This window comes from Streptomyces sp. NPDC002671 (assembly GCF_053592475.1).
On the sequence record NZ_JBSFVU010000008.1, the window covers coordinates 268544 to 293338 of the forward strand.

Consider the following 24795-nt stretch of genomic DNA (forward strand, 5'->3'; position numbering starts at 1 on the left):
CCGGGTCTGTGGCACGCGCACAGGCGGGCACGCCATCATGTTCCCTCGACGCGGGAATCGAAGCGCGAATCGAACGTCAGGGGATCACGTGGAGTCGAGGGGCACCGGTCGGTCCCTGCCATGGCTGCTGGCGACCTGGGGCGTCACCCGCGTGGTGCTGCTGCTGTTCGTCTTCCGGGTGTTCGTCTTCCCGGGCGCGGACGTCACCCTGGACGTGTCGGTGATCTACCAGGGCTGGTACGAGGTACTGCGCCAGGGAACGTTTCCGCTGGACGACGTGACCTGGCAGTACCCGCCCGCGGCCGCCCTCGCGATCGTCTCCCCCGCCGCCCTGCCGTTCCTCTCCTACCCGCACGCCTTCTTCGCCCTGGCCTTCCTCGCCGACACGGCCGTCCTGTGCCTGCTCGGGTGCGCGGGCATCCACCCCGACCGCTCCATGCGCGGCGTCTGGATCTGGGTCGCGGGCCTGCCGCTGCTCGGCCCGACGGTCTACGCCCGCTACGACGTGATGGTGACCGCGCTCGCCGTGGCGGCGCTGCTCGCGGGCCTCCGCCGGCCGCGGGTGCTGGGCGCGCTGGCCGGGCTCGGGGCGCTGCTGAAGGTGTGGCCGGCGCTGCTGCTGGTGGGTGCCGCGGGGCGCCGGGTGCGGGCGTCGGCGCTGGTCACCGCCACCGGGCTCGCGGCCCTGTTCTCGGTGTCCATGCCGGGCGCGTTCGCCTTCCTCGGCTTCCAGCGGGACCGGGGTACCGAGGTGGAGTCGCTGGGCGCCCTGGTCTTCCACGTGGCCCGGCACTTCGGCTGGGACGGACAGGTGCTGCTCAACTACGGGTCGGTCGAGTTCCTCGGCCCGCACGTCGAGCTGGTCAGCTCCGTCGCGCTGGCGCTGACCGGGGCCTCCTTCGGCTGGCTGCTGCTGTGGCGGCTGCGCGCGACCCGGTTCACCACGCAGTCCCTCGCGGACGCGGCGTTCACGGCGGTGCTGCTGTTCACGGTCACCAGCCGGGTGATCAGCCCGCAGTACCTGGTGTGGCTGGTCGGCCTGGCCGCGGTGTGCCTCTGTTTCCGGCCGAGCCGCATGACCGCGCCCGCGCTCATGGTGGTCGTGGCGTCCTTCGTGACGCTCCTGGAGTTCCCGATCGGCTTCTCGCACGTGGTGGTGAGCGACGGGTACGGCATCACCCTGCTCCTCGTCCGCAACGGCCTGTTGCTCATCGCCGCCCTCACGGCGGCGCGCTCCCTGTGGCGCTCCACCGTCCCGCCCCTCCCGGCCGCCCCGTTCCCGCCTCAGGCGACCCGTACGAGAGAGACCTCGGCCTCCTCCTGACGCCGCCCGCGCCGCAGCAGTACGGCCACGGCCCCGCTCTGCACGGCCATGGCGAGGGCCGGCGCCAGGCAGATGCCGGGCAGGCCGAGACCGGACAGGGCGTAGGCCAGCGGGAGCTGGACGGCGGTGCCGAGCAGGGTGACCCGCAGCAGTGCGGGGGCCGACCCGCTGCCCTCGAAGACGCCGCCGAGCGCGATGAAGCACGCCATCAGCAGCAGGTAGGGGCCGATGCAGCGCAGGAACAGCACGCCCTGGTGGGCGACGGCGGGCCCGGCTCCGAAGGCGGCCATGATCCAGGGGGCGCAGGCGGCGAACAGGGCCGCCGCCACGAGACCCAGCGTCCCGGAGACGAGCACCGCCTGCCGTCCGATGTCCCGGCGCGCGTCCGCACCGGCGCCCCGGGTGTGCGCGGTGTGGATCGCGGCGGCCTGCCGTACCGAGTAGAAGGCCATGGTGGCGACGTACATGACCTTGTAGGCGATCGCGTAGGCGGCCACTGCGGCCACCCCCAGCCGCGCCACGATCGCCACCAGCACCAGGGCCCCGCCCTGGCGCACGGTGAAGTCGGCGGACATGGGCAGCCCGGTGCGCAGGGTCCGCCGCAGGGCCGCGCCGACGGCCTCGGCCGGCCGCGCGCCGGCGGCCCGGCGCAGCGAGGCGTTCCGGCGCAGCACCCGCAGCCCGACCGCGAGGGCCGCACCGCGGCACAGCACGGTGGAGGCGGCGGCGCCCCGGACGCCGTAGAGGTGGATCAGGAGGGGATCGCAGACCAGGATCAGCCCGTTGGCCAGCAGCGCGAGCCGCATCGGGGTCCGGGTGTCGCCGGTGCCCTTGAGGATGCCGTCGACGAGCTGCTGGGCGAAGAAGACGGCCATGCCGGGCAGGGAGATCGCGAAGTAGGCGGTGGCGAGGCGCAGGGCCGCCGGGTCGTCGCTCCCGAGCACCAGCCCGGCCAGCGGCTCGCGCAGCAGCAGGCCGGCGGCCACGACCGCCGGGGTGACCAGCCCGAACAGGGCCCAGCCCCCGCGCACGGCGGCCCGTACGGCCCCGGGATCGCGGGCTCCCCTGGCGTGCGCGACCAGCACGGTCGTACCGGAGGCGAAGACCAGGGCGACGCCGAGCAGCACGTTCTCGGTGTTGGTCGCGACGGCCACGGCGGCGACGGCTGGACCGCCGAGCCGGGAGACCCAGACGGTGTTGATGATCCCGGAGGCGACCGAAGCGAGGAGCGAGAAGTAGACGGGGCGGGCGAGCGAGACGAGCTGCCTGCGGTGAGTGTTCATCGAGACCCCCTCTTATCGAGCTACATCGTTTAGAGGTAGCTCGATAAGAGGTAGCATGGTCGTCACGTCCGCTGCAAGGAGGAGTCCGCGTGCTGGAGCTGTCGATCCTCGGCTTTCTTGCCGAGGAGCCGCTGCACGGGTACGAGCTGAAGGAGCGCATCAAGGCGCTGAGCGGTCATGTCCGCCCGGTCAGCGACGGTGCCCTCTATCCGGCCATCAACCGGCTGGTCGCCGCCGGCAAGCTGGAGCAGCACACCGAGGAGGGCGCGAGTGCCGCCCCGCGCCGGGTGCTGTCCCTGACCGAGAAGGGCCGCACGGAGCTGCTGGAGCGGCTGCGCAACCCCAAGCCGGCCGAGATCACCGACCACGTCCGCTTCAACACCTTGCTCGCCTTTCTGCACCACCTGCCCGAACGCGCGGAACAGGCCGCGGTGCTGCGCCGGCGGCTGAAGTTCCTGGAGACCCCGGCGAGCTTCTTCTACCGGGACGGTGCGCCGGTGCGTGCGGAGGAGGCCGGGGACCTGTTCCGCCAGGGCATGCTGCGGGTGGCCCGCGCCACCGGGGAGGCCGAGCGGGCCTGGCTGCGCGAGGCCATCGGCACGCTCAGCCGAGCTGAGCCGTGACGTACTGCCGCCAGCGCGCGGTGAACGCCTCCGGCGTGAGGCCGAGCTCCTTCTTCAGCGCCCCGGCGACCGCGCCCGCCCGCTCCTTGTGGGCGCCGACGGCCCGGTAGAAGGCGCCGAGCCGGGGCGGGCCCCACTGGTCGGCGATCATCTGACAGGCCAGCCAGCCGCCCTCGTAGGCCTCGGCCAGCCGGGTCGGGTCGCCGCTGAAGCCGAAGTCCTCGTCGCCGGGGAGGGCCGACGGCAGGTGGCCGTCCTCGACCGCGTGGGCGAGTTCCGGCGCGATCTCGGTGGGCGAGCGGGAGGTGTCCAGGTAGCCGATCCAGTCGGCGTACCCCTCGGAGAGCCACAGCGGGGTGGCGGCGGTGGTCTGCGCCCGGGTGGCCACATGGGTCGTCTCGTGGGTGATGACGACCTGTTTGCCGAGGGAGCCGAGACCGCCGTACGCGTCCGGGTTGACGATCACCCGGTCCGCGGGGGCCCGGCCGGAGCCGCCCCCCTCGCCGGTGGTGACCGCAGCGATCCCCCGGTAGTTGGCGGCGGGCGCGCCGAGCAGGCCCGCCATGCCCTCCAGCGAGCGGGGCACGAGGAGGACGACCCGCCGGGTCCAGCCGGTGCCCCACCGCCGGGACACGGCCGGCACCGCGCGGTCGGCGAGCCGCGCGAAGGTGCGCAGGTCACCGACGCGCTGCCCGGTACCGAGGACCAGGCTGTGCGCGCCCCGGACGGCGGTCACCGTGCCCTGGTCCCACAGCTGCTGCCCGGCCTTGCGCGCGGGCCGGTCGGCGGTGACGTACCACTTCCCGTCGGCGGTGCGGCTCAGGGTGAGGGTGCGGCGGGCGCTGACCGGGGCCTGGTCGTAGCCCGCGACGCGATAGCGCAGCTCGGCCTCGGCGGTGGCGCCGGAGCCGGTGCCGCGCAGCCCGGTGACGCGGTAGGTCCAGGAGGTCAGCGGGAGCGCGCGCAGCCGGGTGTACTCGGTCCGGATGCCGGTCGCGGCGTACGCCGTCTCGTCGTGGTCCAGCAGCGCGGCCGACCGGCGGTCCAGCACCCGCTGCACCTGGGCCTGCGCCGAACCGTCCGCCCCCTGCCCGGCGCAGCCGGCCAGGGGCGGCACGAGCAGCAGACAGAGCCCCGCCGCCGCGGTACGCCACGCCCGCCGGGCCCGTCTGCGAACAGCCATTTCCCGATCGTACGGCGCGCGGGCCCGGCTCAGGGACGGGTGACCGAGGAGACGGGCATCATCCCGACCGGGTCGTAGCGCACCGGAGCCCCCGGGTAGGGCGCGTGGATGACCTGGCCGTTGCCGATGTACATCGCCACGTGGCTGGCGTCGGAGCGGTAGACGACCAGGTCGCCGGGGCGTGCCTGGGAGAGCGGGATCCGGTGGCCGGCGTAGCGCTGCTCCTGCGAGGTGCGCGGCAGGTGGATGCCGGCGTGCGCGTACGCCCACTGCATCAGGCCCGAGCAGTCGAAGCCGGAGGGGCCGTTGGCGCCCCACACGTAGGGGCGGCCGAGGGCGGAGCGGGCGGCGGCCAGCGCGGCGGCGGCGCGGGCGTCGGGGGTGACGGGGGTGACGGCGCCGCCGAGGTCGGGCAGGCCGTCGCGGCTGCCGCGGGAGGCGCGGTCCCAGGCGGCGCGGTCGGCGGCGGACATCGCGTCGAGCAGCTGCCGGGCCCTGGCGAGCTTCTGCTCCACGGTCCGCTTGTGCGCGGCGACGGCCTTGCGGCTGCGCTCCAGCTCGGCGAGTTTCCGGGCGGCCTCGGCGCGCTCCTGGCCGAGTTCGCGCATCGCGGACTGCAACTCCCGGAGCTGCCCGGCCTGGTGGGCGCCGATGCGGTCGAGGGTGGTCGCCTTGTCGAGGTAGTCGGCGGGGTCGCCGCTGAGCAGCAGGGCGACGGCCGGGTCGATGCCGCCGGCGCGGTACTGGGCGCCGGCCAGCGAACCGAGCTGGTCCCGCATGGTGTTGATGCGCTGCTGCTGGCGGGCGATGTGGTCCTGGTCGTAGCCCACCTCGCGGCGCAGCGTGCCGGCCCGCTCGGCGGCCTTGTCGTAGGCCTCGGTCGCCTGCTCGGCCTGCTCGTAGAGGCGGTCCACCTCGGCCCGGGTGTCCGCGTGCGGCGCGGCGCCCGCCGGTACGGCGCCGAGCGCGCCGGCGGCTGCGGTCAGCACGCACAGGGCGGCGGCGCCCCGGTCGAGCCCGGATGGTGCAAGGCGGCGATGAGAGCCCACGGGAAGCCAACGTCCTTCCGCTGACAACAGGTACCGCTCCCCCGGCGCCTGGGGACGGGGAGGCCCCGGCGCCGGGGAAACGCGGCAGACAGTAGCCGTGCGGAAGGGCCTCGGCCAAAGACCTCGGTGGCCGCGCAAACGTGACGCCCCGCCTATGACGCAGGTCATGGGCGGGGCGTGGAGTCAGTTTTGGTTGTCGGGATTCGCCCGTTCGGGCGCCCCCTGTCAGCGTTTTACTGGATGCGGACGCCGAACTCGAACGTCATGTCGCTCATCGCCTCGTAGCGCACCACGGCGCCGGTGTGCGGGGCGTGCAGCACCTGGCCGTTGCCCGCGTACAGGCCGACGTGGTGGTAGTCGCCGAAGAAGATGATCAGGTCGCCGACCTTGAGGTCGGACTGGTTGTAGATCCTCGTGCCCGCGTTGGCCTGGGCCTGGGAGGTGCGCGGGAGGGAGACACCGGCCTGGGCGTAGGCCCAGGAGGTCAGACCCGAGCAGTCGAAGGCGTTGGGACCCGTGGCGCCGTAGACGTACGGCTTGCCTATCTGGCTCTGGGCGGCGGCGAACGCGGCGGCGGCGCGGCCGGAGGAGGGCGGGGCGTCGCCGAGGTTCACCCGCTGGGTGGAGGAGCGGTTGGCGCGCTCCTGCTCGGCGGCGAGCTGCGCCTTCTCCTTGGCGGTCAGGGAGTTGAGCAGCTTCTGCGCCTCGGCGAGCTTGGCCTGGACTTCCGTCTTCTTCTTGCCCAGCTCGGTGCGGGTGGCCGCGAGGTCCTTGAGCTTCTCGGTGGCCTCGGCCCGCTCCTGGGCGAGTTCGCGCTGTTTGTCCTGAATCTTCTTCAGAGCCTCGACCTGCTGGCTGCTCAACTGGTCGAGCGTGGAGGCCTTGTCGAGGTAGTCGTCCGGGTTGGAGGACAGGAAGAGCTGGACCGACGGGTCGATGCCGCCGGAGCGGTACTGGGCGGTGGCCAGCGAACCCAGGCCGTCGCGCAGCTTGTTGAGGTCTTGCTGACCGCGGGCGACGTTGTCCTGGATCGTGGAGATTTCCTTCTGCAGCTTCTGCTGCTTCTCCTTGGCCCCGTCGTACTTCTCGGTGGCCTGCTCCGCCTGCTCGTAGAGCTTGTCGACCTTCGCCTTCACCTCGTCCTTGCTGAGCTTCTCGCTCGGCGCGGCATTGGCGGCGTTCGCGCTGAGAACGACGGCAGCGGCGGCTGCGGTGGTCAGCACGGTGACGCGCGTACGGCTCGGCTGCTTGGGTCGACGGTGGGACGCCACGGAGGACGAACTCCTTCTTGTGAGTGATCACCCGTTCGGAGGTTCGAGGCCCGACCCTAGTGACCCTCTCGTGATCAGATCAAATCCCCGCCGCAAAAAACCACGTGACGCAATGCATTCTTTGCACTCAACACACGTTCAGTGATGCTCGATTGACCCTACGTTGCGTAAGAGGTCGGTCAATTCGGGCATTACGCATGCCCATTGGACCTTCAGGACAGTCGCTTCAGAAGTACCGCAGAGGCGACGGGCCGGGCACCGGCGCGCGCGACGCCGTCGGCCACCTCGCGGTCGGTGGAGGCGACGATGACCGGACGGCCGGGCGGCTCTGCGCGCACCAGCTGCCGGATCAGCTCGTCCGCGGTGACCCCCGGCTTGGAGAACAGCACGCGCACTCCGCGCGGCGGCGCGAGCAGCACCGGCGCGGCCAGTTCGGCGCCGTCGAAGACGCAGGTCACCTCGGCGCCGGTCTGCGCGGCGAGCGCCGAGAGCTGGCCGAGGAGCCTGAGCCGCTGCTTCTCCAGCGGCATCTGCGGATAGCCGGTCTTGGTGACGTTGTAGCCGTCGACCACCAGATGCGCCTGAGGCAGTGCGAGCAACTGGTCGAGGATCGCGGGGTCGTTCTCGGACAGGGCCCGCGTCGCGATGTCCTTCGGGGTCATCCGCCCCGGCTCGACCGCGTCGACCGTCTCGGCCGGGCGCACGGAGACCGGCGGCAGGGCCAGCTCCCGGCGCAGGCCCTGGGTGGCGTCCAGCAGGGTGTCCAGCAGCAGCCGCACCCGCATGTCCTCCACGCTGCGGCCCTCGCGGGCCGCCTTGCGGGTCGCCTCCAGAGCGGCCTCCGCCTCGCCGAGGCGGCCCTTGAGCCGCCGGGCCTCGCTCTCGGCGGCCGAGACCTGCGCCTGCCCCTCGGCCCGTGCGGCCTCGGTCTCGCCCTGCAGCTTGCGCAGCGCGGCCTCCCCGCGCTTGACGTCGCTGAGCGCGGCGCGCAGCTTGCGGTGAAGCGATTCGGCTTCCTTCTTCACCGACTCCAGCTCGGCGCGCAGCCGTTCGGTCTCCGTCCGGGTCTGTTCGCGGGCGTGCGCCAGTTCCTCGCGCAGCCGCTCCAGCTCGGCCCGGCTCTCCTCGTCGGCCCGCTCGGCGTCCGCCCGCTGGGCCTCCTCGCCGGCCGCGGTCACGAGCTTCACCCAGCCCGTGGGGCGCAGCACATAGGCCGCAGCCGCCACGTCGAGCGGGTCCGCGGCCGGGGGCGGGGAGCCGGAGTCGAGGGCGCCGGTGAGCTCCGGCTGCGCCTCTCTGAACTTCTCGCCGATCCGCTGCCGGAACAGCGGGTCGGTCTCCAGCGCCGTCGCCATCGCGTTCCCGGCGAACTTGGCCCGCCGGTTCGGGGCGAAACGGGCGTACTGCCTGAGCTGGGCGGGCAGTTCCGTCACCGTCAGACCGCCGAAGCCGTCCGAGACGATCTGCACGACCCGGCGGCGCACACCGTCGGGCAGCGGACGGTCAAGCACCTCAGCGGTGCCGTCGCCCGGCCCCCCGCCTGCGGTCTCCACCATCCGTCACACCCCAATACCTGTACGGGGCCGCCTCCCTCTCAGGAGTCGGCACCCGGCCGATCCACGAGTTCCACCTGATCCACCGCGTTGCACCAGCGGCAGCGCACCGACTCGATGGTCTCACTGACCACCTCGCGCTCCTCCACCGTCGGCTCACCGGCCAGATCGAGGTGTACGTACTCGACGACCTTCGACGAGCGGGTCACGTCGAACCGGGTGAGGTTGCCGCAGAGGACGCAGCGCCATCGCGTCGTGGCGGTCGGCAGGGGAACCGTCATCGTGCCTGTTCGCTTCCTTCTCGTGCTGGTGCTCGTCTCGCTCCGCGCCGGTGCCCGACGCGTGTGGCTCGTAACCCTACGGCCTGGCGGGTACTCGTCGCCCGTCCGATCGCGGCGGCGAGGCAGTCTGTCAGCTTGCGTCCCGTTACGTCATGCTCTGTGTTCATGATCAGCAACCGGAGCACGGCGGCCGGTCGGACCCTCAGGGCCGTCCGGGGCGCCTCGGCACCCATGACGTACGGCCTCATCGCCCTGTGCGGCCTGATCTTCATACTGGGACCGGCCTCCGGGCTCACCGGGGCGTACGGCACCGGGGACGCGCTGTTCGCCGCGCAACGGGCGTACTTCCGGCACTGGGGCGTGGTCCCCGCCGACCTGTTCGAGGGGCCCGCCCGGGAGGCCCTCACCCCGGCCACGGCACTGTTCGTGCACGGCAGCTGGGTGCATCTGCTCGGCAACATGCTGTTCCTCTTCGTCTTCGGCGCACTGACCGAGGAGCGCATGGGCCGCGTCGAGTTCACCCTGTTCTACGTCGGCTGCGGCTACCTGGCGCTGCTCGGGTACGCCGCCGCCAACGCCACCTCAGAACAGTCGCTGGTCGGCGCCTCCGGAGCGATCTCGGCGGTCCTCGGAGCGTTCCTGTACCTGTTCCCGCGCGCCCGCGTCACCAGTCTGCTCCCTTTCCTGTTCTTCCTGCCGATGCGGTTCCCCGCATGGATCGTGCTGCCGTTCTGGGCGGCGCTGCAGTGGGCGGCGGCGGGGCACTCCACGCAGGGGCCGGGGGTGGCGTACCTGGCGCACCTGGTCGGCTTCGGCCTGGGGTTCGTCTATGCGTGGGTGCGGTACGGACGTGGGACTAGAGTGAAAGCCACCCCAGCTCCGGTCACCGAGGGAGAGAAACAGCCGTGATCACCGCGATCGTTCTGATCAAGACCAGCGTGGACCGGATTCCGGAGATCGCGGAGCAGGTCGCTTCGCTGGATTCGGTGAGCGAGGTGTTCTCCGTCACCGGTACGTACGATCTCATCGCCATGGTGCGGGTGCGGGAGCACGAGGATCTGGCCGAGGTGATTCCCGGGCGGATCAGCAAGATTCCGGGGGTCGAGGCCACGGACACGCACGTTGCGTTCCGGACGTATTCGCAGCATGACCTTGAGGCGGCGTTCTCGATCGGACTGGAGTCCTGACCGTCTGAACACCGCCTCACCAGGCACTCGGAAACTCAGACCGCCGGTACGCAGCGGCCTTCCTCCGTCCTGTACGTCCACTTCGCGCCCTCGGTGATCAGTTCCTTCACCGCGGTGACGAAGCGCTCGACGTGTTCGTCGGGGGTGCCCGCGCCGAAGCTGACGCGGATGGCGTTGAGGGACTTCTCGCCGGGTGCGGCTTCCGGAGCGCCGCACTCGCCCTGGGTCTGCGGGTCGCTGCCCAGCAGGGTGTGGACGAGCGGGTGGGCGCAGAAGAGGCCGTCGCGGACGCCGATGCCGTACTCGGCGGAGAGCGCGGCGGCGAAGTGGGAGCTGTTCCAGCCGTCGACGACGAAGGAGAGCACGCCCACGCGCGGGGCGTCGTCGCCGAAGAGGGACAGCACCCTCACCTGCGGGACCTCGGCGAGGCCCGCGCGGACCCGGGCGATCAGGTCCTGCTCACGGGCGACCAGGGTGTCCCAGCCGGCCTCGGTGAGCGCCTTGCAGGCCGACGCGACGGAGTAGGCGCCGATGACGTTCGGGGAGCCCGCCTCGTGCCGGGCGGCGCTCTCGTGCCACTCCACGTCCACACCGCCGTCCTGGCGCCGGGTGACCTTGCGGCTGGCGCCGCCGCCCGCGAGGTACGGCTCGGCAGCCCGGAGCCAGTCGGCGCGGCCGGCCAGGACGCCGGAGCCGAAGGGGGCGTACAGCTTGTGGCCGGAGAAGGCGACCCAGTCGACGTCCAGGTCACGGACGCTCAGCGGGTGGTGGGGGGCCAGCTGGGCGGCGTCCAGGACGATCCGGGCGCCCTGGGCGTGGGCGGCGGCGGCCAGCTCGCGCACCGGCCACAGCTCGCCGGTGACGTTGGAGGCACCGGTGACGCATACCAGGGCCGGGCCGTAGGGGTCACGGTCGGCCAGGGCCCGCTCCAGGGTCTCGACGGCCTGCTGCGGGGTGCGCGGGGCGTCGAGGTAGGTGACCTGGGCGTCCTGCCAGGGCAGCAGGGAGGCGTGGTGCTCGGTCTCGAAGACGAAGACCTGGCAGTCGGCGGGGAGCGTACGGGCCAGGAGGTTGAGGGAGTCCGTGGTCGAACGGGTGAAGATCACCTGGTCGGTCTCGCGGCAGTCGAGGAACTCGGCGACGGTCTTGCGGGCGTTCTCGAACAGGTCCGTGGAGAGCTGGGAGAGGTAGCCGGCGCCGCGGTGGACGCTGCCGTAGTAGGGCGCGTAGGCCGCCACGTCGTCCCAGACGCGCTGGAGGGCGGGGGCGCTGGCCGCGTAGTCGAGCGCGGCGTAGGCGACTTCGCCGCCCGTGACGAGCGGGACGGTGACATCCCGGCCCAGAACAGGCAGAGGGGTACAAACGGACTGGTCGGCGGCAGCGGTGGAGACGGACATGGCGAACTCCCGTGAGAGGCAGGCGAGAAGAGCCCGTGAGAGACGGGCCGGAAAGAGAAGAAGGGGATGCGGAGGCGGGGCTCGGCGGCCCTATCGCATTCGCTTGCTCACGGGAGACTCCCTCGATGACCAGGACCCCTGGCCCCACACTTGTCGAAAGCGTGCGAGGGGTCCGCGCTTGCCGTAGACCTCACTGCCTACGGCCTGGTCTTCACCCGGGGCACCCCGCCACGGACGGAGGGTTGCCGGACAGTCGGCCGGGGCCTCATGACTGTCACTCATGACCTGGTACAGGAACGTACGGGAAGTGATCGTCGTCCCGCAACCCGTGTCCGGATCGCGGGACGACATTCGCGCCACTCGGTGGACGACAGGGCCTAGGCGTTGCTGGCGGCCACCCAGCGCTCCAGCACCCGCTTGGCCGCCCCGGAGTCGATCGACTCCGCCGCCTTGTCCATGCCGGCCCGGAGCTGCTCGGCCAGCGGGGCGTCCGTCGGGTTCAGGGCGACCAGGGCCGCCGCCGAGTTCAGCAGGACGGCGTCGCGTACGGGGCCCCGCTCGCCGTCCAGCAGCCGCCGGGCGACGTCGGCGTTGTACGCCGGGTCGCCGCCCTGGAGCGCGGACACGGGGACCAGCTCGATGCCGACGTCCCGCGGGTCGAAGGACTGCTCGGAGACCTTGCCGTCCCGGACGACCCAGACGTGCGAGGTGGAGGTGGTGGTCAGCTCGTCGAGGCCGTCGTCGCCGCGGAAGACCAGGGAGGAGTTGCCGCGCTCGGCAAGCACCCCCGCGACGATCGGTGCCTCCCGGGCGACGGCGACCCCGACCGCCTGTGCCTTCACCTTCGCCGGATTGGTCAGCGGACCGAGCAGGTTGAACACGGTCCGGATGCCCAACTGTCCGCGCGCCGCGCCCACATGACGCAGTGCCGGGTGGAACTTCACCGCGAAGCAGAAGGTGATGCCGGCCGCCTCGGCGACCTCCGCCACCCGCTTCGGGGTCAGATCGAGGTTGACACCCAGCCGCTCCAGGACGTCGGACGACCCCGATGCCGAGGACGCGGCCCGATTGCCGTGCTTGACGACCTTCGCGCCCGTGCCGGCGACGACGAGGGCGGACATCGTGGAGATGTTCACCGTCTTCGCTCCGTCGCCGCCCGTGCCGACGATGTCGACCGTCCGGCCGGGCACCTCGATCACGTTCGCGTGCGCGTACATCGTCCGGACCAGGCCGGTGATCTCCTGCACCGTCTGTCCCTTGGCCCGCAGCGCCACGGCGAACCCGGCGATCTGCGCGTCGGTCGCCTCACCGCGCATGATCCGGTCCATCGCCCACGCGGTGTCGTCGGCGCTCAGGTCCCGGCCGTCGAGCAGACCGTTCAGCAGGGCGGGCCAGGAACGGCCCGCCGCGGTGTCGCCTCCAGCGGGGGTCACAGCGCTCATGAGCCGCTCCTAGTGAGTACCAGTACAGGGTCGTACAAAGTTGTACTCCCACCCTATCGACCCTCGAGCACAGCGAAGGGCCCCGTCCGTGTTGCGGACGGGGCCCTGTCACCGTGGCGTGGCGACGCGGGGATCAGTGGTGGCCGTGACCGGCCGTGATCTCCTTGTATTCCTCGACAGTCGGCTTCTCGATCTGGTTGTCCTCGCCGTAGTAGGCGTTGCTGAGCTTGGCGCGCAGCTTCTCGGACCCCTTCACCTTCCGCTCGACACCGTTCTTGTCGACCGTCGGGCCGAGCGCGAGCGGCTTGTACTGCTCGTGCGCCGTGAGCGTGTGCAGCTGCTCCTGGCTGAGCGGCTCGTGCACCTCGATGAACTCACCGTGCGGCAGGCGCTTGATGATGCCGGTCTCGCGGCCGTGCAGCACCTTCTCGCGGTCGCGGCGCTGCAGACCGAGGCAGATCCGCTTGGTGAGGAGGAACGCGATGACCGGTCCGGCGAAGAAGCCGATCCGGACGAACCAGGTGACGGAGTTGATCGACAGGTCGAGGTGGGTGGCCCACAGGTCGTTGCCACCGCCGACCAGCGTGATCATGTAGATCGTGACCCAGGCGACACCGAAGGCGGTGCGCGTCGGCGCGTTGCGCGGGCGGTCCAGGATGTGGTGCTCGCGCTTGTCGCCGGTGAGCCAGGACTCGATGAACGGGTAGACCGCGATCGCCACCAGGACCAGCGGGAAGAGGACCAGCGGGATGAACACGCCCAGGACGAGCGTGTGGCCCCACAGGTTGATCTCCCAGCCCGGCATGAAGCGGATCAGACCCTCGGCGAAGCCCATGTACCAGTCGGGCTGGGCGCCGGTGGACACCTGGTCCGGGCGGTAGGGGCCCATGGCCCAGATCGGGTTGATCTGCGCGACCGCGGCGATGGCCGCGATGACACCGAAGACCAGGAAGAAGAAGCCTCCGGCCTTGGCCGTGTAGACCGGCAGCAGCGGCATGCCGACGACGTTCTTCTCGTTCCGGCCCGGACCCGCGTACTGCGTGTGCTTGTGGTAGAAGACCAGGATCAGGTGCGCCGCCACGAGGCCGAGCATGATGCCCGGCAGCAGCAGGATGTGGATCGAGTAGAACCGCGCCACGAAGTCGTGGCCCGGGAACTCGCCGCCGTAGAGGAAGTACGACAGGTACGTGCCGACGATCGGCACGGACAGGATCGCGCCCTCCATGAAGCGGACACCGGTGCCGGAGAGCAGGTCGTCCGGGAGCGAGTAACCGGTGAAGCCGGTGAACATGCCGCAGACGAACAGCGTGAAGCCGAACAGCCAGTTGACCTCACGCGGCTTGCGGAACGCGCCGGTGAAGAACACGCGCATCATGTGCACGAACATGCCGGCGAGGAAGATCAGCGCCGACCAGTGGTGGATCTGCCGGACGAGCAGACCACCGCGCACATCGAAGGAGATGTGCAGCGTCGAGCTGAACGCCTCCGACATCAGCTGACCCTGCAGCGGCACGTACGAGCCGTGGTAGACCACCTCGTTCATCGACGGGTGGAAGAACAGGGTCAGGTAGATGCCCGTGAGGATGATGATGGTGAAGCTGTAGAGGCAGACCTCACCCAACATGAACGACCAGTGGTCGGGGAAGACCTTCCGCATGTTGCTGCGGGACAGGGTGTAGAGCCCGACGCGGCCGTCGATCCAGTCGGCGACGCGCTGGCCGCCCGAGGCCTTCTCGCGCGAAGACTCAGTGGTGGTAGTACTCATCCGCGCTCCCAGAATGCAGGACCGACCGGCTCCTCGAAGTCGCCGAGCGCCTGGAGGTAACCCTCGTCGTTCACGCCGATGCGCAGCTGCGGCAGGGCGTGACCGGCGGGACCGAAGATGACTCGGGCCCCGTCGGTAAGGTCGAAGGTGGACTGGTGGCACGGGCACAGCACGTGGTGCGTCTGCTGCTCGTACAGCGAGATCGGGCAGCCGACGTGGGTGCAGATCTTCGAGAAGGCGACGATGCCCTCGTGCGACCAGTCGAGTTCCCGCTTGTCCTTGATGTTGTCCGGCTGCAGCCGGACGATCATCAGGGCCGCCTTCGCGATCTGGTTCTGGAAGTCCTCGTCGGTCTCCTCCAGGCCCTCGGGCTTGGCGAAGGTCAGCGAACCGACGGCGACGTCCTCGGGACGCAGCGGCTCGTTGGTGTTCATGTTGACGAGGAGCTTGCCCTTCGCCCACAGCGTGTGGCGCAGGGAGGTGCCGGGCAGCGGACCGAGGTCGCGCAGCAGCACGACACCGGCGAGCGGAACCACGGACAGCGCGCCGATCATCGTGTTGCGGATCAGCTTGCGCCGGCCGAGACCCGACTCCCGGGTGCCCAGCTGGAAGTCCTCGATGATCTTGGCCCGCGTCTCGGGATCGGCCTCGATCGCGTGCCGCTCGTCGGTGATCTCCACGTCGGACATCAGCGTGCGGGCCCAGTGGACCGCAGCCGCGCCGGTGCAGAACAGCGACAGCCCCAGGGTCAGACCCAGCGCGAAGTTCATCGCGCTGAGGTGACCGATCGGGAACACGAAGATCGACTTGTCCTTCGGGATCCCCACGTACGCGGCGATGAAGCCGACCGTGCCGATCATCGCCAGCGTGAACAGCATGGCGACCGTGCGCTCGGACCGCTTGGCGGCCCGCTCGTCGATGTCCTGGATCCGGTGCTCGTGCGGCGGCAGGCCCGGGTCCGCGAACGGGTTCTCCTCGTCCGCGACGGTTACCGCGACGTGCGCGTGGTCCTGCTCAGCGGGCAGGTTCTCTTCTGGAATGTCTTTGCTACTCATGACTTCTTGGCCTTTGCGGTCCGAGCGGCGATCCACACGGCGACCGCGATCAGCGCGCCGAGACCGAAGATCCAGGCGAACAGACCCTCGCTGACCGGCCCTACGCCGCCCAGCTCCAGCCCGCCGGGGTTCTCCGTCTTGTCGCCGTTGACCGCGTTCAGGTACGCGATGATGTCCTTCTTGTTCTTCGAGGACAGCGTGGTGTCCGGGAAGGACGGCATGTTCTGCGGGCCCGTCTGCATGGCCTCGTAGATGTGCTTCGGGTCGACGCCCTCAAGGCCCGGCGCGAACTTGCCGTTGGTGAGGGCACCACCCTTGCCGGTGAAGTTGTGGCACTGCGCGCAGTTGGTGCGGAACAGTTCGCCACCCTTGGCGATGTCCGCGCCGTCCGGGCCGTACTGCGCCTTCGTCGGCACGCTCGGGCCGGCGCCCAGCGACGCGATGTACGCGGCGAGCTGGTCGATCTGGGCCTGCGTGTACACGGGCTTCTTGCGCGGGATCTGGGCGCCCTGCGAGGTGGCCGCGGGCATACGGCCGGTGCCGACCTGGAAGTCGACCGCCGCAGCACCCACACCGACCAGGCTCGGCCCGTCGGAGGAGCCCTGGCCACCGGTGCCGTGGCAGCTGGCGCAGCCGACCTGGTAGAGCTTCTTGCCCTCCTTGATCGTCAGGGACTGGGCGGTTTCATCGGCCTGCGCCTTGCCCGCGGGTGCGAACACGGCGTACAGCCCCCCAGTGGCCGCCAGCGCGAAGAGTAGGACGACGACCGCCGCCAGCGGATGGCGTCGTCGTGCGGAGAGCTTTTTCACGGATTACCCCGGTGTCAGGATCTTCTGCGTCGATGCTTCTGGAATGGATCGGTGGCCGTCTGAGGCCCGCCGACTTACTTGATCAGGTAGATCGTGGCGAAGAGGCCGATCCAGACCACGTCGACGAAGTGCCAGTAGTAGGACACGACGATGGCGGCGGTCGCCTGCTCGTGCGTGAACCTCTTGGCCATGTAGGTGCGGCCGAGGACCAGCAGGAAGGCGATGAGACCGCCCGTCACGTGCAGGCCGTGGAAGCCGGTGGTCAGGTAGAACACCGAGCCGTACGGGTCGGAGGACAGGGAGATCCCGTCCTTCTTCACCAGCTCCGTGTACTCGTAGATCTGACCGCCGACGAAGATGGCACCCATGACGAAGGTGAGGATGAACCAGCCACGGAGCTTCTTCACGTCACCGCGCTCGGCCGCGAACACGCCGAGCTGGCAGGTGAGGGAGGAGAGCACCAGGATCGTGGTGTTCGTCGCGGAGAAGGGCACGTTGAGCGCGTGCGCCATCTCCTTCCAGTGATCCGGTCCGGTCACCGATCGGAGGGTGAAGTACATCGCGAAGAGGGCCGCGAAGAACATCAGCTCGGAACTCAGCCAGATGATGGTTCCGACGCTGGTGAGGTTCGGCCTGTTGACCGACGGGTGCGCGTGCCCGGTTTCTACTGTCGTTGCTGTCGCCACGACCGACATTATGTCGGTCGCTTATCTCGCGCTCACTCCGGGGGGTGCCGTTCGGAGTGTTGCTACCGTCCGAACCGGTGTTGACGTGGTGTTCATGGGAGTAACATCCGCCCCAAACGGCCCTGTCCGTACGACGCTGACGTCTCGGAGGAACAATGCAGCCGACCGCCACTGTGCTGGTCTACAGCGACGACTCCAACACCCGCGAGCAGGTACGGCTGGCCACCGGGCGCAGGCCCGCACCGGACGTGCCCCAGGTCGAGTTCGTGGAGTGCGCGACTCCGGGCGCCGTCGTCAGGGAGCTGGAGAAGGGCGGCATCGACGTCTGCGTCCTGGACGGCGAGGCCGTGCCCATGGGGGGCATGGGGGTGTGCCGGCAGATCAAGGACGAGGTGTTCAACTGCCCGCCGGTGCTTCTGCTCATCGGCCGGCCGCAGGATGCCTGGCTCGCCACGTGGAGCCGGGCCGACGCGGCGGTCACCCTGCCGGTGGAGCCGGTCGAGTTCGCCTCGGCACTGGCTTCCCTGCTGCGTCAGCAGCGGTTGCTGAGCGCCTGACAGCTCGGGGCGCGGGGGTTCGTTCCTCGCGCCCCTCAGCCTGCTACAGCGCTGCCGGCTGGAGGCGTAGCGCGTCCGTCGGGGCCGAGCCGTCCGGTTGGCCGTTGACGAGGGCCGAGCCGGAGAGCCACTTCTTCCAGTCGACGTTCCAGTCGCCGAAGCCGTTGCCGAAGGGCTCCATGGGGTCGCCGTTGGAGTTGACGACCTTGACAATGTCACCCTCATGGATGGTGTTGAAGAACCATCTGGCGTTCTCGGTGCTCATGCCCGTGCAGCCGTGGCTGACGTTCGCGTAGCCCTGGGCGCCGGTGGACCAGGGGGCGGCGTGCACGAACTCGCCGGACCAGGTGACCCGGCTGGCGTAGTAGACCGGCAGGTCGTAGGAGTCGGAGCTGCCCTCCGCGATGCCGATCGTGGTGCTGCGCATGCGTACGAAGTACTGCTTGGCCAGGACCACCTTGACGCCGGTGCGGGTCTCGAAGCCGGGCTTGCCGGTGGTGACGGGGAGCTGCCTGATCGCCTCGTCGTCCTTGTAGACCGTCATCTTGTGCGCCGAGGCGTCCGTGACGGCCACGATCTTGTCGCCCGTGGTGAGCTTCAGCGGCTTGGAGGCGCCGCCCCACAGCCGGTCGCTGATTTTGATCCCGTCCAGGTTGCTGTGCACCTGGATGGTCGCGTGGGTGGGCCAGTACTCCTGGGGCCGGTAGTGGAGTTCCTTGTCGCTCACCCAGTACCAGGAGCCCTCCACGGCCGGCGTCGAGTCCACTCTCAGGGCGCGTTCCACGACGGCCCGCTGCGCCTTGCCCTTGATTTCCTGGTTCAGTTGGGCGGTGATGGGCTGTCCGACGCCGTACTGGCCCGCGTCCGGCCCGAACGTGACGTTCAGGCGCTTCTGGGCGGTCGGCTTGCTGGTGTCGAAGCTGAGGACCTCACGGCCGGGCGCACCATCGTCGTCCTCCGTGCTCACCCGCACCGTGTAATGGGCGTTGGCGGCCAGCGGGGAGGTGCTGTGCCACTGGCTGCCGTCGGCGGAGAGTTCGCCCGCCACATAGCGCCCAGTGGCGTCCTGGGCGGTGACGTCCGTGATACGGCCCTCACCGTCGGAGGTGATCTCCAGAGGCTTGTCCGGGTCGGCCCGCTTCCCCGCACCGGTGGGGCCGTTGAACGAGATCTGGCCCGCTGCGTCGTACGGCTTGGCCGACAGGGGATTGCCGTCCGAACCGCAGGCGGTGACGCCCGCGCCGAGGGCGGTCACCAGCAGGGCGCAGCTGACGACGGTGCGGGTCCGCGGAGAGTGATTCATATGATCACGCTATGAGGCGTTGACATTATGAGCGCGTCATGTAACCCGAACGAGGGACGGACGCTGCGGCAAAGGGCTGGCGACGGCAGAGGCCGGAAACGGCAAGAGCCAGCAAAAGGCAAGAGCCCGGACGCTCCATCAGGAGGGTCCGGGCTCTTGGTGCGCTCGGCGCGTGTCACCCGCTGCCGGGTGTGCTACTGGGTGCGGTTCTCACCGTGGTAGTACTCGAACACCCAGCCGAACAGGCCCAGCACGATGAACGGGGCGGAGAAGTAGATCAGCCACCAGCCGACCGCGACGCTGAGGAAGGCGATCGCACCGCCGAAGCCCAGCATGAGCGGCTGCCAGCTGTGCGGGCTGAAGAAGCCCAGCTCGCCCGCGTCGTCCGCGACGTCGGCCTCCTTGTCGTCCTGTGCACCCGCGTCGACCCGCCGGGCCGTGAAGCCCAGGTAGAAGCCGATCATGATGCTCAGGCCGAAGGCCATGAAGAGCGCAGTGGTACCGGCCGGCTCCTTCGACCACACGCCGTAGGCGACCGCCATGGCGAGGATGAAGACGCTCAGCCACATGAACATCCGGCCCTGGATCTTCACTTGCCGGCCTCCTTGCCGCCCGTAAGTGCGTCACCGGCGAAGGCCTGCTGCTCAAGCACAGCCAGCTGCGGGTGGTGCAGGTCGAACGCCGGGGATTCGCTGCGGATCCGCGGCAGGGTGAGGAAGTTGTGCCGCGGCGGCGGGCAAGAGGTCGCCCACTCCAGCGAGCGGCCGTAGCCCCACGGGTCGTCCACGGCGACCGGCTTGCCGTACTTGGCCGTCTTCCACACGTTGTAGAGGAACGGCAGGATCGACATGCCGAGCACGAACGAGCTGATCGAGGAGACCGTGTTCAGGGCGGTGAAGCCGTCGGCCGCCAGGTAGTCGGCGTAACGACGCGGCATGCCCTCGGCACCCAGCCAGTGCTGGACCAGGAAGGTGCCGTGGAAGCCGAAGAACAGCGTCCAGAACGTGATCTTGCCGAGGCGCTCGTCGAGCATCTTGCCGGTCATCTTCGGCCACCAGAAGTGGAAGCCGGAGAACATCGCGAACACGACCGTACCGAACACCACGTAGTGGAAGTGGGCCACCACGAAGTACGAGTCGGAGACGTGGAAGTCCATCGGCGGCGAGGCCAGGATGACACCGGTCAGACCACCGAAGGTGAAGGTGATGAGGAAGCCCATCGCCCACAGCATCGGCGTCTCGAAGGACAGCGAGCCCTTCCACATGGTGCCGATCCAGTTGAAGATCTTCACACCGGTCGGGACCGCGATCAGGAACGTCATGAAGGAGAAGAACGGCAGCAGCACGCCACCGGTGACGTACATGTGGTGCGCCCACACGGTCACCGACAGACCCGCGATCGCGATGGTGGCCGCGATCAGGTTCATGTAACCGAAGATCGGGCGGCGGCTGAAGACCGGGATGACTTCACTGATGATGCCGAAGAACGGCAGGGCGATGATGTACACCTCTGGATGGCCGAAGAACCAGAAGAGGTGTTGCCACAGTAGTGAGCCACCGTTGGCTGGGTCGAACACATGGGCACCGAACTTGCGGTCCGCCTCCAGGGCGAACAGCGCGGCGGCCAGCACCGGGAAGGCGAGCAGGACCAGCACACCGGTCAGCAGCACGTTCCAGGTGAAGATCGGCATGCGGAACATGGTCATGCCCGGCGCGCGCATGCAGATGATCGTGGTGATGAAGTTGACCGAGCCGAGGATCGTGCCGAAGCCGGAGAAGGCCAGACCCATGATCCACATGTCGGAGCCGATACCCGGGCTGCGGACCGCGTCCGACAGCGGGGAGTAGGCGAACCAGCCGAAGTCGGCCGCACCCTGCGGGGTGACGAAGCCGCCCACCGCGATCGTCGAGCCGAACAGGTAGAGCCAGTAGGCGAACATGTTCAGCCGCGGGAACGCCACGTCGGGCGCACCGATCTGAAGCGGCATGATCCAGTTCGCGAAGCCGGCGAACAGCGGCGTCGCGAACATCAGCAGCATCACGGTGCCGTGCATCGTGAACGCCTGGTTGAACTGCTCGTTCGACATGATCTGCAGGCCCGGACGGGCCAGCTCGGCGCGCATGAGCAGCGCCATCACGCCGCCGATCAGGAAGAACGCGAACGACGTGACGAGGTACATCGTCCCGATCGTCTTGTGGTCGGTGGTCGTCAGCCACTTCACCACGACATTGCCGGGCTGCTTGCGCCTGACCGGCAGCTCGTTCTCGTACGAGGCCTCAGCTGCCGCGGCACCCTGGGGTTCGTTGAGGATGCTCACAGGTTGTTCGTCTCCCGGTTCTTCTCGTGGCTCGTCTGCGCGATGCCGGCGGGAATGTAACCGGTCTGCCCCTTCTTGGCGAGGTCCTTGAGGTGCTGCTCGTAGCGCTCGGGGGAGACGACCTTCACGTTGAACAGCATCCGGGAGTGGTCGACACCGCAGAGCTCCGCGCACTTGCCGAGGAAGGTGCCCTCACGGTTGGGGGTCACCTGGAAGGCGTTGGTGTGGCCCGGGATGACGTCCTGCTTCATCAGGAACGGCACCACCCAGAAGGAGTGGATGACGTCACGCGAGGTGAGGATGAAGCGGACCGTCTTGCCCTTGGGGAGCCACAGGGTCGGACCGGGGTTGCCGGTCTGCGGGTTCCGCGTGCCCGGCGTGCCGACGTCGTAGACGCCACCGGCGTTCGCCGGGAACTCCTTCAGGAACCGGTCCGGAATGGCGGCCAGGTTCTTGTCGGTCTTGGCGTCACCCGTGGAACCGGGGACGTTCTCGACGTAGTTGAAGCCCCAGCTCCACTGGAAGCCGACCACGTTGACCGTGACGTCGGGCTTCTTGTCGGTGAGGCTGAGGAGCTTCGACTCGTCCCGGGCCGTGAAGTAGAAGAGCACCGAGATGATGATGATCGGGACCACCGTGTAGAGGGCCTCGATCGGCATGTTGTACCGGGTCTGCCGGGGGACCTCGACCTTGGTACGGCTGCGCCGGTGGAAGACGACGCTCCACAGGATCAGGCCCCACACCAGCACGCCGGTGGCGAGCGCGGCAGCCCAGGAGCCCTGCCACAGGGAGAGGATCCGCGGAGCCTCTTCCGTGGTCGGGGTGGGCATGCCAAGGCGGGGGAAGTCCTTGGATGTGCAACCGGTTGCGGTCGCCAGGACCAGGCCCGCGGTCAGTGCCTGCAGCAGCTTCCGCCGCATCGGGCGCCGCGGCGAGCGGTCGGAGCCGTTGGGACTCACGTAGCGCCTTCCCGAGAGTCTCGCCCGCGCGGTTGGCTGCGGCCTGCCTTCTCGCTGGTCGGTCGCCGCCCTGCGTCGGGCAGGGGTTTGGATGTTTATGCGGACCAAACCCTAGCCGACGCTCTCCGGGGGTTCGCGGGGAGGGGGGCATACGCGCCGCGTCTCACTCCGTAGGAGTGGGATTGGGCGCCTAATAGCTTGGGTTGTCGCGGTTTGCGCTGCGGGTGCGGGTGGGTTGTGGCTGGTCGCGCCCACGCGGCGGAGCCGCATGTCAGACACAGCCCCGCGCCCCTCGGGGAGTTGCAGGGTAGATACGACTTACCGTTGCTGTGTGTCCTACTTCGACGCTGCCTCCGCCGCCCCCCTCCATCCCGTCGCCCGTCAGGCGCTGTTGGCCTCTCTGGATGACGGGTGGGCTGATCCCGCTCGGCTGTACCGGGAGGGGCGTAAGGCGCGGATGCTGCTGGATGCGGCTCGTGAGGCGGCTGCTGAGGCTGTGGGGTGTCGGGCGGACGAGGTGGTGTTCACCTCCTCCGGGACCCGGGCCGTGCACACGGGGATCGCGGGGGCGTTGGCGGGGCGGCGGCGGGTCGGGCGTCACCTGATCGTGTCAGCCGTCGAGCACTCCTCCGTACTCCATTCCGCCGAAACGCACGAGGCGGCCGGCGGCACGGTCACCCAAGTGGGCGTCAACCGGGCGGGAGCGGTGGATCCCTCGGCCTACGCCGCTGAGCTCCGGCAGGACACCGCGCTGGCCTGTCTGCAGTCGGCCAACCACGAGGTGGGCACCGTGCAGCCGGTGGCCGAGGTGGCCGAGGCGTGCCGGGCGGCCGGGGTGCCGCTGCTGGTGGACGCGGCGCAGTCGCTGGGGTGGGGGCCGGTCGAGGGTGACTGGTCGTTGCTCACGGGCAGTGCGCACAAGTGGGGCGGGCCGTCCGGGGTCGGGCTGCTCGTCGTACGCAAGGGCGTGCGGTTCGCGGCCCAAGGGCCGGTGGACGAGCGGGAGTCGGGGCGGGCCCCCGGGTTCGAGAACCTTCCGGCCATCGTGGCCGCCGTGGCGTCGCTGCGGGCGGTGCGCGCCGAGGCGGCCCAGGAGGCGGTACGGCTGCGGGAGCTGACGGCGCGGATCCGGGCGCGGGTGCCGGAGCTGGTGGCGGACGTGGAGGTCGTGGGTGACCCCGAGCGCCGGCTGCCCGGGATCGTCACCTTCTCCTGTCTCTATGTCGACGGAGAGGCGCTGCTGCACGAGCTGGACCGGGAGGGCTTCTCCGTCTCGTCCGGCTCGTCGTGCACGAGCAGCACGCTGATGCCCAGCCATGTGCTGAAGGCGATGGGAGTGCTGAGCGAGGGCAACGTCCGGGTGTCGCTGCCGGCCGGGGTGGCCGGGGAGGACGTGGAGCGCTTCCTGGAGGTGCTGCCGGGGACGGTGGCAGGGGTCCGGGAGAAGCTGGGGGCACCGGCTCCCGCGACGGAGGTGCGGGCGCGGGAGCTGGTCGTCGACTCGCTCGGCAAGCGCTGCCCGATCCCGGTCATCGAGCTGGCCAAGGTGATCGGGGATGTGCCGGTGGGCGGCACGGTCCGGGTCCTCTCCGACGACGAGGCGGCCCGCCTGGACATCCCGGCTTGGTGCGAGATGCGGGGGCAGGAGTACGTCGGAGAGGAACCGGCGGAACGGGGTACGGCGTACGTGGTACGCCGGGTGAGCTGACTCAGCCGAGGTGCGCCCGGACCTCCCGGGCCGCGTCGTCCCCGTAGGCCTTCGTGAACCGGTCCATGAAGTGCGCCCGGCGCAGCCGGTACTCCTGCGTGCCCACGGTCTCGATGACGAGCGTCGCCAGCATGCAGCCGACCTGTGCGGCGCGCTCCAGCGAGACGCCCCACGCCAGGCCCGAGAGGAACCCGGCGCGGAAGGCGTCGCCGACACCCGTGGGGTCGGCCTTGCGCTCCTCGTCCGGGCAGCCGACCTCGATCGGGTCCTCGCCGACCCGCTCGATGCGCACGCCCCGCGCACCGAGGGTGGTGACGCGGTGGCCGACCTTGGCGAGGATCTCGGTGTCGCTCAGGCCGGTCTTGGTCTCGATGAGGCCCTTCTCGTACTCGTTGGAGAAGAGGTAGGTCGCGCCCTCCAGCAGGATCCGGATCTCCTCGCCCTCCATGCGGGCGATCTGCTGGGAGAAGTCCGCGGCGAAGGAGATGTTCCGGGAGCGGCACTCCTCCGTGTGGCGGAGCATCGCCTCGGGGTCGTCGGCGCCGATGAGGACCAGGTCGAGACCGCCCACGCGGTCGGCGACGGTCTTCAGCTCGATCTGCCGGGCCTCGCTCATGGCGCCGGTGTAGAAGGAGCCGATCTGGTTGTGGTCGGAGTCGGTCGTGCACACGAAGCGGGCGGTGTGCAGGGTCTCCGAGATGCGGACCGACTCGGTGTCCACGCCGTGCCGGTCGAGCCAGGCGCGGTACTCGTCGAAGTCGAAGCCGGCGGCGCCGACCAGGATCGGCCGCGTGCCGAGCTGGCCCATGCCGAAGGCGATGTTCGCGCCTACGCCACCCCGGCGCACGTCCAGATTGTCGACCAGGAACGAGAGCGAGACCGTGTGCAGCTGGTCCGCGACGAACTGGTCGGCGAAGCGGCCGGGGAAGGTCATCAGGTGGTCGGTTGCGATGGAGCCGGTGACTGCGATGCGCACGGCGGACATTCTCCTGCGGGGAGGCGGGATTGACAGTTCACGCTACCCGCTCGGCGCGGGCTGCTGA

23 protein-coding genes and 1 riboswitch are annotated in these 24795 nt (G+C 69.8%); of the genes, 6 read left to right on the top strand and 17 right to left on the bottom strand.

What is annotated here, in order from left to right; genetic code table 11:
* Positions 1-88: 88 nt before the first annotated feature.
* Positions 89-1324, top strand: a complete 1236-nt coding sequence (locus tag ACWD35_RS15135; RefSeq protein ID WP_451351656.1) for a glycosyltransferase 87 family protein — start codon at positions 89-91, stop codon at positions 1322-1324.
* Here ACWD35_RS15135 and ACWD35_RS15140 read toward each other — a convergent pair.
* A complete protein-coding gene (locus tag ACWD35_RS15140) occupies positions 1285-2607 on the bottom strand; it encodes an MATE family efflux transporter (RefSeq protein ID WP_451351657.1) in 1323 nt (440 codons plus the stop codon). The two genes, ACWD35_RS15135 and ACWD35_RS15140, sit on opposite strands and share 40 nt — an antisense overlap.
* 89 nt (positions 2608-2696) lie before the next feature.
* On the opposite strand from ACWD35_RS15140, the gene ACWD35_RS15145 reads away from it, so the two are divergent.
* Positions 2697-3230, top strand: coding sequence for a PadR family transcriptional regulator (locus ACWD35_RS15145; RefSeq protein WP_451351658.1), 534 nt, complete (start codon positions 2697-2699; stop codon positions 3228-3230).
* Here ACWD35_RS15145 and ACWD35_RS15150 read toward each other — a convergent pair.
* From ACWD35_RS15150 to ACWD35_RS15170, 5 genes are all read right to left on the bottom strand, one after another.
* Positions 3211-4413, bottom strand: coding sequence for a hypothetical protein (locus tag ACWD35_RS15150; RefSeq protein ID WP_451351659.1), 1203 nt, complete (start codon positions 4411-4413; stop codon positions 3211-3213). The genes ACWD35_RS15145 and ACWD35_RS15150 overlap by 20 nt on opposite strands.
* A gap of 29 nt (positions 4414-4442) precedes the next feature.
* On the bottom strand, positions 4443-5462 hold the full coding sequence (locus tag ACWD35_RS15155; protein WP_451351660.1) for an NlpC/P60 family protein: 1020 nt from the start codon (positions 5460-5462) through the stop codon (positions 4443-4445).
* 233 nt (positions 5463-5695) lie between these two features.
* Positions 5696-6733: an NlpC/P60 family protein gene (locus tag ACWD35_RS15160; protein ID WP_451351661.1), complete on the bottom strand. Its 1038-nt coding sequence runs from the start codon at positions 6731-6733 to the stop codon at positions 5696-5698.
* 212 nt (positions 6734-6945) lie between these two features.
* On the bottom strand, positions 6946-8289 hold the full coding sequence (locus ACWD35_RS15165; protein ID WP_451351662.1) for an NYN domain-containing protein: 1344 nt from the start codon (positions 8287-8289) through the stop codon (positions 6946-6948).
* Positions 8290-8327: 38 nt separating this feature from the next.
* Positions 8328-8567, bottom strand: a complete 240-nt coding sequence (locus ACWD35_RS15170) for a hypothetical protein (protein WP_451351663.1) — start codon at positions 8565-8567, stop codon at positions 8328-8330.
* Between the two features lie 165 nt (positions 8568-8732).
* Between ACWD35_RS15170 and ACWD35_RS15175 the strand changes: the two genes are divergently transcribed.
* Positions 8733-9476 (top strand): rhomboid family intramembrane serine protease, encoded by a 744-nt coding sequence (locus ACWD35_RS15175; protein ID WP_451351664.1) that lies wholly within the window; start codon positions 8733-8735, stop codon positions 9474-9476.
* Entirely contained in the window at positions 9473-9754 is a 282-nt protein-coding gene (locus ACWD35_RS15180; RefSeq protein ID WP_451351665.1) for an Lrp/AsnC family transcriptional regulator, read from the top strand. The genes ACWD35_RS15175 and ACWD35_RS15180 overlap by 4 nt, the downstream gene beginning before the upstream one ends.
* 35 nt (positions 9755-9789) lie before the next feature.
* On the opposite strand, the gene ACWD35_RS15185 is transcribed toward ACWD35_RS15180, so the two are convergent.
* The 6 genes from ACWD35_RS15185 to ctaE form a co-directional block, all read right to left on the bottom strand.
* A complete protein-coding gene (locus ACWD35_RS15185) occupies positions 9790-11151 on the bottom strand; it encodes an aminotransferase class V-fold PLP-dependent enzyme (protein WP_451351666.1) in 1362 nt (453 codons plus the stop codon).
* A 169-nt stretch (positions 11152-11320) separates the two neighbouring features.
* A riboswitch (SAM riboswitch) is annotated at positions 11321-11437 on the bottom strand.
* A 91-nt stretch (positions 11438-11528) separates the two neighbouring features.
* On the bottom strand, positions 11529-12593 hold the full coding sequence (gene trpD, locus ACWD35_RS15190; protein ID WP_451351667.1) for an anthranilate phosphoribosyltransferase: 1065 nt from the start codon (positions 12591-12593) through the stop codon (positions 11529-11531).
* Positions 12594-12726: 133 nt separating this feature from the next.
* Entirely contained in the window at positions 12727-14358 is a 1632-nt protein-coding gene (gene qcrB / locus ACWD35_RS15195; RefSeq protein ID WP_451351668.1) for a cytochrome bc1 complex cytochrome b subunit, read from the bottom strand.
* A complete protein-coding gene (qcrA, locus tag ACWD35_RS15200) occupies positions 14355-15413 on the bottom strand; it encodes a cytochrome bc1 complex Rieske iron-sulfur subunit (RefSeq protein WP_451351669.1) in 1059 nt (352 codons plus the stop codon). Before qcrA ends, qcrB begins: the two co-directional genes overlap by 4 nt.
* Complete coding sequence (qcrC, locus tag ACWD35_RS15205; RefSeq protein ID WP_451351670.1) at positions 15410-16222, bottom strand: cytochrome bc1 complex diheme cytochrome c subunit; 813 nt, start codon at positions 16220-16222, stop codon at positions 15410-15412. Before qcrC ends, qcrA begins: the two co-directional genes overlap by 4 nt.
* Positions 16223-16296: 74 nt before the next feature.
* A complete protein-coding gene (gene ctaE / locus ACWD35_RS15210; RefSeq protein WP_451351671.1) occupies positions 16297-16917 on the bottom strand; it encodes an aa3-type cytochrome oxidase subunit III in 621 nt (206 codons plus the stop codon).
* 146 nt (positions 16918-17063) lie between these two features.
* On the opposite strand from ctaE, the gene ACWD35_RS15215 reads away from it, so the two are divergent.
* Positions 17064-17465: a hypothetical protein gene (locus ACWD35_RS15215; RefSeq protein WP_451351672.1), complete on the top strand. Its 402-nt coding sequence runs from the start codon at positions 17064-17066 to the stop codon at positions 17463-17465.
* Positions 17466-17508: 43 nt separating this feature from the next.
* Here ACWD35_RS15215 and ACWD35_RS15220 read toward each other — a convergent pair whose 3' ends face one another.
* The 4 genes from ACWD35_RS15220 to ctaC form a co-directional block, all read right to left on the bottom strand.
* Complete coding sequence (locus ACWD35_RS15220; protein WP_451351673.1) at positions 17509-18768, bottom strand: Ig-like domain-containing protein; 1260 nt, start codon at positions 18766-18768, stop codon at positions 17509-17511.
* Between the two features lie 194 nt (positions 18769-18962).
* Positions 18963-19361 (bottom strand): cytochrome c oxidase subunit 4, encoded by a 399-nt coding sequence (locus ACWD35_RS15225; protein WP_451351674.1) that lies wholly within the window; start codon positions 19359-19361, stop codon positions 18963-18965.
* The gene (gene ctaD / locus ACWD35_RS15230) at positions 19358-21085 is read right to left on the bottom strand and encodes an aa3-type cytochrome oxidase subunit I (RefSeq protein WP_451351675.1); all 1728 of its coding nucleotides are present in this window, start codon (positions 21083-21085) and stop codon (positions 19358-19360) included. Before ctaD ends, ACWD35_RS15225 begins: the two co-directional genes overlap by 4 nt.
* On the bottom strand, positions 21082-22044 hold the full coding sequence (ctaC, locus tag ACWD35_RS15235) for an aa3-type cytochrome oxidase subunit II (RefSeq protein WP_451351676.1): 963 nt from the start codon (positions 22042-22044) through the stop codon (positions 21082-21084). The genes ctaD and ctaC overlap by 4 nt, the downstream gene beginning before the upstream one ends.
* Positions 22045-22375: 331 nt before the next feature.
* Here ctaC and ACWD35_RS15240 point away from each other — a divergent pair, with 331 nt between their 5' ends.
* Positions 22376-23752: an aminotransferase class V-fold PLP-dependent enzyme gene (locus tag ACWD35_RS15240; protein ID WP_451351677.1), complete on the top strand. Its 1377-nt coding sequence runs from the start codon at positions 22376-22378 to the stop codon at positions 23750-23752.
* A 1-nt stretch (position 23753) separates the two neighbouring features.
* Here the strand turns inward: ACWD35_RS15240 and ACWD35_RS15245 are convergent, their stop codons facing one another.
* Positions 23754-24728, bottom strand: a complete 975-nt coding sequence (locus ACWD35_RS15245; RefSeq protein WP_451351678.1) for a carbohydrate kinase family protein — start codon at positions 24726-24728, stop codon at positions 23754-23756.
* Positions 24729-24795 lie beyond the last annotated feature (67 nt).

Coding starts and splice junctions, on each gene's coding strand:
- ACWD35_RS15140 (WP_451351657.1), bottom strand. CDS start 2,607: ATGAACACTCACCGCAGGCAGCTCGTCTCGCTCGCCCGCCCCGTCTAC.
- ACWD35_RS15150 (WP_451351659.1), bottom strand. CDS start 4,413: ATGGCTGTTCGCAGACGGGCCCGGCGGGCGTGGCGTACCGCGGCGGCG.
- ACWD35_RS15165 (WP_451351662.1), bottom strand. CDS start 8,289: ATGGTGGAGACCGCAGGCGGGGGGCCGGGCGACGGCACCGCTGAGGTG.
- ACWD35_RS15170 (WP_451351663.1), bottom strand. CDS start 8,567: ATGACGGTTCCCCTGCCGACCGCCACGACGCGATGGCGCTGCGTCCTC.
- ACWD35_RS15175 (WP_451351664.1), top strand. CDS start 8,733: ATGATCAGCAACCGGAGCACGGCGGCCGGTCGGACCCTCAGGGCCGTC.
- ACWD35_RS15185 (WP_451351666.1), bottom strand. CDS start 11,151: ATGTCCGTCTCCACCGCTGCCGCCGACCAGTCCGTTTGTACCCCTCTG.
- trpD (WP_451351667.1), bottom strand. CDS start 12,593: ATGAGCGCTGTGACCCCCGCTGGAGGCGACACCGCGGCGGGCCGTTCC.
- qcrB (WP_451351668.1), bottom strand. CDS start 14,358: ATGAGTACTACCACCACTGAGTCTTCGCGCGAGAAGGCCTCGGGCGGC.
- qcrA (WP_451351669.1), bottom strand. CDS start 15,413: ATGAGTAGCAAAGACATTCCAGAAGAGAACCTGCCCGCTGAGCAGGAC.
- ctaE (WP_451351671.1), bottom strand. CDS start 16,917: ATGTCGGTCGTGGCGACAGCAACGACAGTAGAAACCGGGCACGCGCAC.
- ACWD35_RS15215 (WP_451351672.1), top strand. CDS start 17,064: ATGCAGCCGACCGCCACTGTGCTGGTCTACAGCGACGACTCCAACACC.
- ACWD35_RS15220 (WP_451351673.1), bottom strand. CDS start 18,768: ATGAATCACTCTCCGCGGACCCGCACCGTCGTCAGCTGCGCCCTGCTG.